Annotated in this window: 12 protein-coding genes; 4 read left to right on the top strand and 8 right to left on the bottom strand. The window is 56.3% G+C overall.

Annotation, left to right across the window (positions count from 1 at the left end; translation table 11 throughout):
• Positions 1-59: 59 nt before the first annotated feature.
• From dnaK to ACWHYZ_RS14510, 7 genes are all read right to left on the bottom strand, one after another.
• Positions 60-1,997, bottom strand: a complete 1,938-nt coding sequence (gene dnaK / locus ACWHYZ_RS14540) for a molecular chaperone DnaK (RefSeq protein WP_447983397.1) — start codon at positions 1,995-1,997, stop codon at positions 60-62.
• Positions 1,990-2,550: a nucleotide exchange factor GrpE gene (gene grpE / locus ACWHYZ_RS14535; RefSeq protein WP_447983396.1), complete on the bottom strand. Its 561-nt coding sequence runs from the start codon at positions 2,548-2,550 to the stop codon at positions 1,990-1,992. Before grpE ends, dnaK begins: the two co-directional genes overlap by 8 nt.
• Before the next feature lie 107 nt (positions 2,551-2,657).
• The gene (locus ACWHYZ_RS14530; protein WP_447983395.1) at positions 2,658-3,431 is read right to left on the bottom strand and encodes a type III pantothenate kinase; all 774 of its coding nucleotides are present in this window, start codon (positions 3,429-3,431) and stop codon (positions 2,658-2,660) included.
• An 11-nt stretch (positions 3,432-3,442) separates the two neighbouring features.
• Positions 3,443-4,306 (bottom strand): biotin--[acetyl-CoA-carboxylase] ligase, encoded by an 864-nt coding sequence (locus tag ACWHYZ_RS14525; protein ID WP_447983394.1) that lies wholly within the window; start codon positions 4,304-4,306, stop codon positions 3,443-3,445.
• The gene (gene nadC, locus ACWHYZ_RS14520) at positions 4,307-5,191 is read right to left on the bottom strand and encodes a carboxylating nicotinate-nucleotide diphosphorylase (protein WP_447983393.1); all 885 of its coding nucleotides are present in this window, start codon (positions 5,189-5,191) and stop codon (positions 4,307-4,309) included.
• Positions 5,192-5,197: 6 nt separating this feature from the next.
• A complete protein-coding gene (locus ACWHYZ_RS14515; RefSeq protein WP_447983392.1) occupies positions 5,198-7,957 on the bottom strand; it encodes a valine--tRNA ligase in 2,760 nt (919 codons plus the stop codon).
• A gap of 305 nt (positions 7,958-8,262) precedes the next feature.
• Positions 8,263-8,448 carry a hypothetical protein gene (locus ACWHYZ_RS14510; protein ID WP_447983391.1) on the bottom strand — a complete coding sequence of 62 codons (186 nt, stop codon included), beginning with the start codon at positions 8,446-8,448 and terminating at the stop codon, positions 8,263-8,265.
• 63 nt (positions 8,449-8,511) lie between these two features.
• On the opposite strand from ACWHYZ_RS14510, the gene ACWHYZ_RS14505 reads away from it, so the two are divergent.
• On the top strand, positions 8,512-9,018 hold the full coding sequence (locus ACWHYZ_RS14505; RefSeq protein WP_447983390.1) for a DUF1284 domain-containing protein: 507 nt from the start codon (positions 8,512-8,514) through the stop codon (positions 9,016-9,018).
• Between the two features lie 5 nt (positions 9,019-9,023).
• A complete protein-coding gene (locus ACWHYZ_RS14500) occupies positions 9,024-9,758 on the top strand; it encodes an HAD-IA family hydrolase (RefSeq protein ID WP_447983389.1) in 735 nt (244 codons plus the stop codon).
• 42 nt (positions 9,759-9,800) lie between these two features.
• Here the strand turns inward: ACWHYZ_RS14500 and ACWHYZ_RS14495 are convergent, their stop codons facing one another.
• Complete coding sequence (locus ACWHYZ_RS14495) at positions 9,801-10,541, bottom strand: SIR2 family NAD-dependent protein deacylase (RefSeq protein ID WP_447983388.1); 741 nt, start codon at positions 10,539-10,541, stop codon at positions 9,801-9,803.
• A 73-nt stretch (positions 10,542-10,614) separates the two neighbouring features.
• Between ACWHYZ_RS14495 and ACWHYZ_RS14490 the strand changes: the two genes are divergently transcribed.
• Both ACWHYZ_RS14490 and ACWHYZ_RS14485 read left to right on the top strand, forming a co-directional pair.
• The gene (locus ACWHYZ_RS14490; protein WP_447983387.1) at positions 10,615-11,961 is read left to right on the top strand and encodes a 2-dehydropantoate 2-reductase; all 1,347 of its coding nucleotides are present in this window, start codon (positions 10,615-10,617) and stop codon (positions 11,959-11,961) included.
• A gap of 197 nt (positions 11,962-12,158) precedes the next feature.
• Positions 12,159-13,295: a sensor histidine kinase gene (locus tag ACWHYZ_RS14485; protein ID WP_447983386.1), complete on the top strand. Its 1,137-nt coding sequence runs from the start codon at positions 12,159-12,161 to the stop codon at positions 13,293-13,295.
• The last annotated feature ends 38 nt before the right edge of the window (positions 13,296-13,333 follow it).

The following is a 13,333-nucleotide window of genomic DNA, read 5'->3' as shown; positions in this document are numbered from 1 at the left end:
GGTGCACAAACGCCGGATCATGCGTTGACATGACCCGGCGTTGTGTCCGCTATTGTACATTACTTTTTGTCTTTGTCTACTTCTTCAAATTCCGCATCGACGACTTTGTCGTCTGATTTTCCTCCGCCATTGCCCTGACCGCTATCCGAGCCCGCGCCAGGTCCCGCTGAAGCCTCGGCGCCGCCTGCACCTGACGCCTTCTTGTACATTTCTTCAGCCAATTTATGCGATGCCGTGGTGAGGGCTTGCACGGCGGATTCGACGGCCGCGGGGTCGTCACCTTCCATCGCCTTGCGGGTCGCGGCGATCGCTTCGGTGATTTTCGCCTTCTCGTCCTCTCCGATCTTGTCGCCATGCTCACCAAGGTTTTTCTCGGTCGTATAAATCATGGTGTCGGCCTGATTGCGAGCTTCAGCCAACCGACGTCGCTTTTTATCTTCGTCGGTGTGGGCCTGTGCATCCTTCACCATCTTGTCGATTTCATCTTTGCTGAGCCCGCTGGATGCCGTGATCTTGATCGATTGCTCTTTCTGCGTTCCGAGATCCTTTGCCGACACGTGCACGATCCCGTTGGCATCGATGTCGAAGGTGACCTCGACCTGAGGCATGCCGCGGGGCGCCGGTGGAATGCCAACCAGATCAAACTGGCCGAGTAGTTTATTATCATTGGCCATCTCTCGCTCGCCTTGAAAGACCCGGATCGTGACCGCGGTTTGATTGTCGGCGGCGGTCGAGAAGATCTGGCTCTTCTTCGTGGGGACCGTTGTGTTGCGTTCGATGAGATGAGTGAACACTCCGCCTAAGGTCTCGATGCCGAGTGTCAGGGGCGTGACGTCCAAGAGCAGGACGTCCTTCACGTCGCCCTTCAGAACGCCGCCTTGAACGGCCGCGCCGATCGCCACTACTTCATCGGGATTCACGCCCTTATGGGGGTCCTTTCCGAAGAAGTCGCGGACCGCCTGAATGACTTTGGGCATCCGAGTCATCCCGCCGACCAGCACGACTTCATGGATGTCGCGCGCATTGACGCTGGCATCGGACAGGGCTTTTTTGCATGGGTCGATGGTGCGCTGCACCAGGTCGTCGACCAACTGTTCCAGCTTCGCTCGGGTGAGCTTGATGACCAAGTGCTTGGGGCCGCTGGCATCGGCCGTGATAAAGGGCAGGTTAATTTCGCTTTCCTGTGCGGAAGACAATTCAATTTTTGCCCGCTCGGCCGCTTCCTTCAACCGCTGCAGGGCCATACGATCCTTGCGCAGATCGATGCCCTGATCCTTCTTAAATTCGTCCACCAACCAATCCATCACACGCTGGTCGAAGTCATCGCCGCCCAGGAACGTATCTCCGTTGGTTGATTTGACTTCGAAGACGCCTTCGCCGATTTCGAGGACCGACACGTCGAACGTTCCTCCGCCAAGGTCATACACGGCGATCCGCTCGTCTTTTTTCTTATCCAACCCATACGCCAGTGACGCGGCTGTGGGTTCATTGATAATGCGCAAAACGTTCAGGCCGGCAATTTGCCCGGCATCCTTCGTGGCTTGCCGTTGGCTGTCGTCGAAATATGCCGGGACGGTGATGACAGCTTCCGTGACTTTTTCGCCGAGATAATCCTCGGCTGTTTGCCTCATTTTTTGCAAAATCATCGCCGAGACTTCGGGAGGACTATAGTGCTTGCCGCGGATCTCGACGTGCGCATCACCGTTCGGGGCCTCGACAATCTTGTATGGGAGGCGCTTGATCGCGTCTTGGACCTGTTTGCTGTTAAACTTCCGGCCCATCAGCCGCTTCACGGAAAAAATCGTATTTTCAGGATTGGTAATGGCCTGCCGTTTGGCAATTTGACCGACGAGGCGCTCTCCCTTATCGGTAATAGCGACGACGGACGGTGTCGTCCGGCTCCCTTCGGCATTGGCAATGACGACGGGCTCTCCTCCGCTCATGACTGCGACGCACGAATTGGTGGTTCCTAAATCGATTCCGATCACTTTACCCATGGTGCTCTCCTTCCTCTCTCGGGGCAGCAGCAACGGTGACCATTGCTGGTCGCACGATGCGGTCGTGCAGCAGGTAGCCTGGTTGATGTTCTTGTATCACAGTGTTTTCCGGTTGTTCGCCGGACTCTATTGTCGCGACAGCTTCATGCCGAGCGGGATCGAATGGTTGCCCTACACTGGTAACCTGCTTGACACCGAATTTTGACAGGGTTTCGAGAAATTGTTTCAGTGTCAGTTGAACGCCTTGGGTGAGCTGATCAGAGCCTGCCGATGACTTTGAAAAATCGACCGCGCGTTGAAGGTTGTCCAAAATAGGAATTAGGTCTTTCAGCAGGGTCTCGTTGGCAAACTTCGCTTGGTCACGTTGATCACGCTGGGCCAGACGCTTATAATTTTCAAATTCAGCGGCGAGACGCAAGTACCGCTCATTGAGACTCTTCACTTCCTCGTCCTTCGCTGCTAATGTCTTCTCGAGGTCGCTGCAGTCCGACAGTCCGGCCGTGCCGTCTTCTAAGTCGCTGTTTGATTGCATGTTTTTATCTTCTTCGTTCACGGGACTCCCTTCCTACCGACCGCAGATAGCCACCGGCATACTAAAGTCAACCCGCATCATTGTTTTTTGTTTGGAAAATCCACAATATTAGTTATGGTGCGCTATCCTCAGGCCTCGCCCCGAGTGCGGCGATAGAGCAGTTCAAGCCCTTCCAGCGTCAGATAGGGTCGGACTTCCTGAATTGTTCGTGATTCCGGCGCAATAAGGCCAACGAGACCACCGGTCGCTATGACTTTGGCTTTTTGGGCCAGTTCTGTCTGCATACGCGACACGACCTCGTCGACAAGGCCTGCATAACCGAAGATGAGGCCCGATTGCATGCTCCCCACTGTATCTTTTCCAATAACAGTCTTGGGACGAGCCAGTTCAATCTTAGGGAGCTTCGCTGTCCGAGAGAAGAGAGCATCGGCGGCAATCCCGAGTCCTGGTGCGATCGCACCACCCAAATACTCTCCTCCCTGTGTGACGGCACAAAAGGTGGTGGCGGTACCGAAATCAACGATGATGAGGCTGGTGCGATAATGCGCATAAGCCGCCACCGCGTTCACGAGCCGGTCGCTGCCGATTTCATGGGGATTGGGATACAGGACTTTTAGCCCAAGATCGAGTTCGGTCGACACAACCAAGGGCAAGTGATGAAAATAGGCTTCGATCATTTCTTCGAAGGTATGCGTCAGCGAAGGCACGACGCTCGATACAATCGCTCCGGTGATATGAGAGGTTTGGAGGCCTTCCGTTTCCAGCAGCCCGCGAAACAGCAGGCCATATTCGTCAGACGTTTTGAAGGCGTCCGTCGCAAGACGCCAGTGCCCTTTCAGCACCTGGTGCTCGTAGAGACCCCAGACAATATTTGAATTTCCGATATCGACCGCAATGAGCATGATCGGTCCCCCTAGGCGGACTCCCGGATCGGCCGAAGATGCGTCACGTCGCCGGCCCGAATGGCGACGAGGGTCCCGCATTGCGATTCGTCTCGGGAACGTTCGACCAGCACTCGAAGGGAACCGTCGTCGCCGATCGAATCAGCCTGTCCCTCGAGACATTCTCCATTCGCCATGTCGACGCGCACACGCTGTCCGATGCTCGCACACCGCAGTTCATATTCGCGCTTAATATCCAAACCGGCGCCCGACGAAAAGGCATCATAACGGAGCTCAAGTTCAGAAAGCAGCGTCGCCAAGAGGACTGCGCGATCGAATGGTCGTCCGGCTTCCGCCGCAAGCGAGGTGGCGAGATCGCGCAAATCTTCTGGAAAGGTGTCGCGCCACATATTGACGTTCAGGCCGATTCCCACGATGACACAGGCGTTTGCCGTTCCTGTCCCGCTGCTCTCACAGAGCAGTCCTCCCACTTTGCGGTGCTCCAACAGAATGTCATTCGGCCATTTCAATGAAGGCCGTAACGCCGAGATGACTTGAATTGCGCGCGCCACCGCGACAGCCGACAGAAGCGGGACCCAGGACAGCCATTGTGAGATGAGCTTCGGCGACATCGAACGCTTGAGCACAATAGAGCAATAGAGATTCTTGCCCGGTGGTGAATACCATGGACGTCCCAGGCGGCCTCTTCCTAACGTTTGGGTTTCTGCGACGACCACCGTTCCATCCGGTGCACCGTCCTGAGCCAGGGTCAAGGCGGTACTGTTCGTCGACGACGTGTGCTCGAGAATATGTAGGGAACGCCCCAGTGTGTTGGTGCAGAGCGCCTTTGTGAGAGCATGGGACGTTACGGGCTCGAAGGCGTTGACCGATGACATCTAGCGCCTCGCGGCCTTGCGGGATCGGCCGGCGGCCACAATGTCCATACTCAAATTGGCTGCAGGGGCTGAGTGCGTTAAGGCACCGATGGAGAGATAATCGGCACCGGACGCCGCCATTTCGCCCGCGACATCGAGCGTAATTCCTCCCGACACTTCGATCAGCGCACGACCTTTGATCACGGCGACCGCTTCGCGGACCTGAGCCGGAGTCATATTGTCCAGTAGGATGACGTCGGCAGTGCCTTTGAGCGCTTCGCGGACCTCGGCGAGCGATTGCGCCTCCACAATGATGCGAAGCCCGTGTCGACCACGCTCACGTGCCAGCCGACAGGCATCCGTGACACTCTGGCCGCGAGCGCGTAACAGTGCCAGATGATTATCTTTGATTAACATTCCATCGCCAAGCGAATGCCGATGATTCATCCCTCCACCCAGCCGGACCGCCCATTTTTCCAGCGCGCGAAGGCCGGGGGTCGTTTTTCGTGTGTCCAGTATGCAAGTGGGATATCCTTTGGTGGCCTGACAGAACCGAGCCGTCAAGGTTGCGATGCCGGACAGGCGCTGAAGGAAATTCAGGGTAACCCGTTCTGCCATCAAGAGGCTGCGTGCATCGCCATCAACCACGAGCACAATGCCATTGGTCTCGACGTGATTGCCGTCATCAACGGCTCGGATCATTCTGATCACTGGATCAAGAGCAGCAAATACTTCACGGGCCACCGCGATACCGGCGACCACTAGAGGTTGGTGCGCGACGATCGTGCCCTTCCCGCGGATCGATTTGGAAAAGAGGGCGGTCGTCGTCGCATCGCCCAAGGCGAGGTCTTCCGCAATCGCAAGACGAACGGCGGCGCGAATCTCCTGAATCGGTGGCAGGGGCATAGCCGGTTAGAGCATACTTCGAAGCTGTTGCTCGCTGCTTGCGAGCATGGATTGCTCGTGGGTCAGGGTGATGATCCGTTGTCGATGCTCGGCAACAACCTCGGCTGGGGCTTTCGCGACAAATTCAACATTCGCAAGTTTGCCCTCGAGTCGCGTGACTTCTTTGAGGGCCTCGGCGGACTGCTTCACGATTCGATCGAGCACTTTCTGCAAGTCCACATCGCCTTCCACACCTATTCCAATCGTCAATCCTTCGGTCACCAGACGCAGGACCTTTTCAGAAGGCCATCTCTCTTGGGGAATGATCTGCACAGTGGCACGGGTCAACTGCTCGAGATGCGGCAGTAAGGCTGCCAGGCTTGTGCGTTCGTGTGGATTTTTTGCCGTTCCGAATAGCGTCAGGCGTGCGCCTGGCGGATAGGCGAGGAGGGCGCGCCCGGCTCGCGCCACGGTCACAAATCGTTCAAAAGTCGCAAACTGCTCTTCGATCTCTTTCGCATTCCACCCGGATTGCGATGAGGGATAGGGGCAAATCATAATGCTGTCCGAACCGGACTGATGCGGCAGAGCCTGCCAGATCTCTTCAGTCAAAAAGGGCATAAATGGGTGCAGCAGTCGCAGCATGACTTCGAATGACTCAATCAGTGTCGCACGCGTGCGACGTGCCTCGGCAGACTCTGTGTCCTGCAGCGCGGGTTTCGCCAATTCAAGATACCAGTCACAGTACTCGTGCCAAATGAATTGGTAGAGATGGCCGGCAGCGTGATCGAAGCGATATTGCTCCAACGATGCCGTGGTGTCCTGTATCGTCCGATTCAGACGACTGAGGATCCATCGATCCGCAAACGATCGATCGTTCAGTCTCCCGGGTTCCCGGGTTCCCTCGGCATGCATCAGAATGAAACGCGCCGCGTTCCAGATTTTGTTGGCAAAATTTCGGTAGCCTTCGATGCGCTCTTCCGCCAGCTTGATATCCCGTCCCGGCGACGCCATGGAGGCCAGCGTAAAGCGCAACGCATCGGTGCCATATGTACCCATGATGCTGAGCGGGTCGATCACGTTACCCTTCGACTTGCTCATCTTCTGGCCTTCCGCATCGCGGACGAGCGCGTGAATATACACGTCTCGGAATGGCACATCGCCCATGAATTTCAACCCCATCATGATCATGCGGGCGACCCAAAAGAACAGAATGTCGAGTCCGGTGACCAGTGCCGAGGTCGGGTAAAACTTCTTGAGCTCAGGAGTGTGATCCGGCCACCCAAGCGTTGAGAACGGCCAGAGCGCGGAGGAAAACCAGGTGTCCAGCACGTCGGACTCTTGAATAAAATCATGCTGGCCGCAATCGGGGCAGTGCGTCGGGGCTCGCAACGCGACAATCGGTTGGGCCTTGGCGGAGAAAGTGTACGATCGTTTGCCGCCACTGGACGAGGCGGTCTGAATGGTACTGTCCTCGTTGCACTGACGGCAGTACCAGGCCGGGATCCGATGGCCCCACCAGATTTGACGCGAAATGCACCAATCCTTGATGTCCCGCATCCAGCCAAGATAGTTGTTCATCCAGCCTTCCGGAATAATCCGAATGCGCCCGTCTTCCACGGCTTTGATGGCCGGATCGGCCAAAGGCTGAATCTTGACGAACCATTGCGGGGACAAATACGGTTCCACGACGGTTTTGCACCGATAGCATTTGCCCAACGCCATCTTGTGATCCTCGACCTTGATGAGAAACCCCCGTGTTTGGAGTTGCTCCTCGATCTTGGGTCGCGCTTTACTGACCGGCAATCCTTGCACGCTCTCACGAACGGCCGGCTCAACCAACGCCTTCTGCAGACCCTCCGGATCAAGCCGGGCATGGGCGTCTAGAATGGCCAATCGAGGCAAGTGATGTCGCTCTCCAGCCAGAAAGTCGTTGAAGTCGTGTGCCGGTGTGATCTTCACCGCGCCGGTCCCGAATTCGCGATCGACCAATAGGGAATCACCGACAATCGGGATCTCGCGGGTCGTCAAGGGCACGCGAACACGCTTGCCGATCAAGTGGTGATAGCGAGGATCTTCAGGATGGACTGCGACAGCCGTGTCACCGAGGATCGTCTCCGGGCGCGTGGTCGCCACGGTCAAGGATGTCGATGGATCGTCGGCCAGGGGATAGCGAATGTGATAGAGCTTCCCTTTTGTCTCGTCATGCTCCACCTCGATATCGGAGAGCGCCGTCAGGCAACGCGGGCACCAATTGATCAGTCGTTCTCCACGATAGATCAGGCCTTCTTCATAGAGACGAACGAAGACCTCGCGTACCGCCTTGGACAGGCCTTCATCCATGGTGAAGCGTAAACGATCCCAGTCGCAGGATGCCCCGAGCCGCTTGAGCTGCTGTAAGATTGTCCCGCCTGATTGCGCTTTCCAATCCCAGACGCGGGTAATGAACGCCTCGCGACCCAGGGCTTCACGGGATGATCCTTCCGCCATGAGTTGGCGCTCCACGACATTTTGCGTGGCGATGCCGGCGTGATCCGTGCCAGGAACCCACAGGGCGTTCCTCCCTTGCATGCGTCTCCAGCGAATCAGAATATCCTGGAGCGTATTGTTGAGCGCATGGCCGATATGGAGCGACCCGGTAATATTCGGTGGCGGAATAACAATGGTGTACGGTTCGCCGGGGTGATCAAGCGGGGCGTGGAAGTACTTCTTGTCGATCCAAAACTGGTACCATCGCTCTTCCACCTGCTTGGGATCATATGTTTTCTCTAACTGACGGAGTGCCATGCGGTGAATATGCCAGACATTGGGGGAACATCTCAACCATTCGCTCAGGATGTTGAAAACCCCTCCGGCTTTGTTCTCGGCTCGTCAACATCCTCAACGTACCCAAAGGGTACGCCTTCGGTGTTGCTTTCGGCTGCGGCCGCGCCGCGAGGACGTTTTGAACATCCTAGACAGTGGGTGCGTACTTACGGTTGCTCACCTTAATACTTAACTTTCTCAGAAGGTTTCTTAAAGACGTGTAGCACCTCATGCTTGTGTGTGCAAGGTAGGTGTGCTATATAGGCGCGGCTCATGTGTAGAAATCTTCAGATCGGAGGAATGTGATGCCTCGAGGACGTGAGAAAGACAGGAAGATCCGTCGGAAACACACAAAGAACATTAAGCGCTTGAAGGCCCGCATCAAAACGCGACGCGCCGCGGCCACAAAGACCAAGCGAAAATAACCCAAACGCCGTCTGCTCCTTCCCTCGCTTCATCCCCTGATCTTTCATGCTGTCCTGCTGAATGTTGAAGGCTTGCTCCCGCTCCCGTCATAGTGCCACAATTCTGTTCATATGAAGAGCCTGCCGGTCGTCCAGAGGCACTCGTCGCCCCGCCACAACGATCCCATTCGAATTAGGGCGCACACTCTGCTGTGCCTGCAAGGGTTTCGCGGGGAGGGATATAGTCGGGGGTTTGTAGAGAACATGGCGGCCATCCATCAGCGACTGGATGATGATCCTTTGCAATGGGTGGAAATCATGGATGCGCCTGATGCCATCTGTGGCGACTGTCCCCATCTGTTGCCGACGGGCTGCTCATTACACGGGAAAGAGTCAGAGGAACATATGCAGGCGCAAGATCACGACGTCCTTGAGCGATTAGGGTTACGTGTCGGCGACCGCGTGCCATGGGGGGACATTCTCTACCGCATCCGGGCATCCCTCACAGGAGCAAGTCTGACTCATATTTGTGGGCAATGTCGATGGCTTTCGCTCGGATATTGCCACGACGGCATTGAACGTCTGCGTACTTCAGGGGAGTGTCCAGACAACTCCAGTGAACGGACCGAAAGAAAATAACTGATATGAGCCGAATTCAAGTCGTGTTCTTTGATGCCGCCGGCACGCTCTTCCATGTGAAGGGCACGGTCGCCGAGATTTACCTTCGACACGCCGAAAAATACGGTGTGGCATCTTCTCCCGCCATGCTGAATGCCGTGAGTGCCGCGTTTAAGCGGGCGTTCCATGAAGCGCCCCCTCCGGCGTTTGCGGTCACCAATCCAACGGACATCAAACGCTGCGAACGGCTTTGGTGGTTCGATATCGTCCATAATGTCTTTTACCGAGTCGGGATGTTTGAAGGATTCGATGAATACTTTGATGAGGTCTTTCACGCCTTCGAAGGTCCGGCGTACTGGGCCCTCTATCCGGAAACCCTGTCCGTCCTGAAGAGATTGAAAGAGCAGGGCATGGAACTCGGCGTCATCTCGAATTTCGACTCGCGTCTCTTTACCGTCTTGCGCGGACTCGGCTTGGCTGAATTGTTTGATACCGTCACGATCTCCACGCTGTCACATGTGGCGAAGCCCTCGTCGCGAATCTTTCAACTGGCCCTGGAAAAGCATGCAGTCGATCCACAGGAGGCGATTCATGTAGGGGACAGTGTGAGGGACGACCTGGAAGGCGCCCGCCGGGCCGGTCTACATGCCGCGCTCATCCATCGAGAAGAGGAGCATGCCCTCTTGCAGACGCCCAAAGCTGAACAGGCACTGATCCTCTGCAGCCTGGAAGACCTCCCTCACCGGCTCGCTGGTTTGTAAAGCGATCACCGACCCTCAGAAGTCCTCCGCCGTCGTTAGAGGCTATGTAAGCAGGGCGGGGACGAGATCTTTTGCACGGCCTTGAAATGAGCAATCCACGACATTCCTGTACGGAGTCGTTTCAAGATTCAGTTCGACGACATAAGCACCGGCGGCTTTCGCCACGGGGGCGAACGAGGCGGCCGGATAGACCATTCCCGACGTGCCGATGACCAGGAAGACGTCGCAGGACTCCAGCGCTTCAGACGCCTCTCGAAGATCCTCTTCCGCTAAGGCCTCTCCAAACCAGACAATGTGCGGGCGAAGCACCGCATGGCATTGATTGCACGCGGGAAGGATGGGAATGGGGACCTCACGATTGTCGTCCACGCGTCCGCACCCCGTGCAGCGCACGCGCCAAATGTTGCCGTGGATCTCTGTCACACGTCGGGAACCGGCCGCCCGATGCAGGCCGTCGACATTTTGAGTAATGAGGTGGAACCGGCCGGAGCGTGACTCAAGCCGTCCTTCCAACTCGACGAGCGCGTCGTGAGCCGCATTCGGATGCTTCGTGGCAATCAACTCACGTCGCCAGTTGTACCATTCCCACACGAGGCGAGGATCGCGATCGAAAGCCTCGGGAGTGGCGAGATCTTCTGCTCGGAAGGTTTTCCATAGACCATCGGATCCACGGAATGTGGGAACGCCGCTATCCGCAGAAATGCCCGATCCGGTCAGGACCGTCACTGTGCGGGCCTGCGCTAACCGATCCTTCACGTCATCGAGCGGCTGATTCCCACGCATTGGAGCATTATACGCCAGGTTGTCGCCACCATTTCCATCACGCTATACTCGGTTTCTATCGAAGGAGCAACGCATGCAGCAGATCATGATGGTGGGAGCGGGTTCGGTCGGCGGGTTTTTTGGAGCGCATCTGGCGAAGCAGTATCCTTCTCGCGTGTCATTTCTCCTCAGGCCAAAAACGCTTAAGGCGGTACAGGCACGTGGCCTGACGATCCGAAGCGCGAAGGAGACCTTCACGGTGCATCCTCTCGCAGCATCGGACCCTGGCGACCTCCCGAAGCCCGATCTCATTATTCTCACGATGAAAGCCTACGACCTCGATGGCGCTTTGGATCAGCTTGCGCCCGTGGTGGCCGAAGAGACCGTGCTCCTCACCCTGCAAAACGGGATCGATATCGAAGATCGTATCGCCGCTCGATTCAAGTCTGAGTCGATTGTAGGCGGCGTGGCATACATCTATTCGAAAATACTCGAACCGGGCATCATCGAGCACTACAAGCGTGGGTCCATTGCCGTGGGAGAACTCAACAGAGACCCAGGTTCCCGCGTGCCGCTGATTGCCGATCTCTTCAAGCAAGCAGGGATCCCATGCCAGCTTTCCGAGAATATCCGGCGCACCAAATGGGAGAAAATGTGCTGGAATTGTGTATTCAATCCGCTGACGGTCGTGATCAATGACCGCGTGTCGGCTGCACTCGCGCATCCTGAGCTCTTGGACACGATCCATCAGATTGTTGAAGAGGTCGCCGCCGTGTCGGCAGGACTTAATGTGCCATTACCGCCTGACATCGCGGATAGAGTGTTGCGCTGGACGCAAGAAATCCGGGATATCCATACGTCGATGTATGATGATTGGAAGGCCGGTCGACCCACTGAAATCGATTCACTGAACGGCTATATCGTTCGGAAGGGCCGTGAGCTAGGAATTCCGACGCCGGTCAACTCGGCGTTAACAGGATTCATCAAGGCTATCACCGTGCGTGTTGAGAGTGGACCGGAAACATTGCGTATCGATGGGGCGGTCATTCAACCCGTCATGCTTGACCGACATGCTCTCGCGCAATTGCCGGCTGACTATCAAATTCCCGATGTCGGAGCCTTTCATCCCGGCATGAAAGGGCAGGGAATTCGGGTGCACGGTCTCTTGGATATTCCCGCACTCGCCATCGGCGCCGACCATGTTACATTCCACGCGCATGATGGCCGCTTTGCCGCATGTCTAACCTTGTCACAGGCCAGAGAGCACGGCATTCTCGTGTATCAACTAGACGGGGACCCCGTGCCGGCAAGTAAAGGCGGTCCTTTTCGTTTGATAACCCCGGGGCTTGGAGATTTGTGTGCCAATGTCAAAGGCGTGTCGCGGATAGAATTGGGATGCGGCCCGGGAAAAGATACACGGCCTTCTTCGGCGAGCACGTAAGCGTTAAGGGAAACATAGTATTCCAGGGCTGTAGTCCAACAATACGTAGGTGTCCGACTGATTGAGCGTGAAATTCACTTGGTCTAAACTGCCAAGATATTGACCTTTCAGCACATTGTCGTCCTTGATTGCGGTAACCTATGGTCCTGGTCTTATTCGAAGGCGGCGCTGCTCTCAGGAAGGATGCGAGGCGGTAAATGGAGTGCCCGCAAGTAGCGACTTCCGAGTTGGAAGAAGAGAACCGTCGACTCGCATGCCTCGTCAAGACTCTGGAGACTCGGCTCCAAAAGAGCGAGAAACGCCGCCGCGCCCTTATTCGTATTTTGAATGACATGCAGGGCGTGGCTCGCCGCATGAATGACCAGCGGGCGGCAATGCTGCATATCCTCGCCGACCATGAACAAGACCGAAGTCGGCTAGCCCGTCAAGCGGTGCGACTCGACAACTCCCGCCGTGCCCTCCTTCATATTCTCCAGGATGTGCATCATTCCAATGAGCGGTTAGAGAAAAGCCGCAAGGCGATGATCCATATTATGGGAAGTTTGCGTGACACTACGGAACAGGTTCAACGCCGTGAGCACGAACTGCGTGAAAAACAGGAGCAGTTAGTCCATGCCGGCAAGCTGGCCACGCTCGGCGAACTCACGACGGGGGTTGCTCACGAATTGAATAACCCGTTGAACAACATCGGCTTGTTCCTCGGAAATATCATGGACCACGTGGAAGCGAATCAGGTCGAGCCTGAGCGGATTCTTCGCGACCTGCGCAATGCCATGCAGCAAGTTCGTAAAGCGACGACGATTATCAGTCATCTTCGAACATTCGGGCGCGCTGCGCCCGTCAGCCGTGAACCGCTCTCGATCAACGATGTCATCAGGCAGGCGGTTTCGCTGGTTCAGGAACAATTGCGTCTCCATCAGATTGAGGTACAGCTCAAGCTGGCGCCGTCCAATCCCATGGTGTGCGGCAGCGCCATCCAGCTCGAGCAGGTCTTTATCAATCTCCTCACGAATGCCCGCGACGCCGTCTCTAAAGCGCCGGCGAAGCAGATTTTTGTGCAATCGACCGTGGAAAATCATCACGTGACCATGATGGTGCAGGATAGCGGTCCGGGCATCCCGCCGGGGCTTGAGCAACGTATCTTCGATCCATTCTTCAGCACCAAGGACGTCGGGGCCGGGACGGGGCTCGGCTTATCGATTACCTATGGAATTCTGAAAGATCATCATGGATCCATTTCCGTCCAGAGCCCCAACGGTCAGGGCGCCAGATTTGTCCTGGAGTTGCCGCTTGCCGGCGAGGAGGACCATCCGGAAGGTGACAGGCGATCCTAGGCAGCTCCCGCTATGCTGACGGGGGGAGGCGGCGCTGA

The sequence above is a fragment of the Nitrospira sp. Nam74 genome, assembly GCF_965152615.1.
This window is presented reverse-complemented; position numbering and strand designations above follow the sequence as displayed.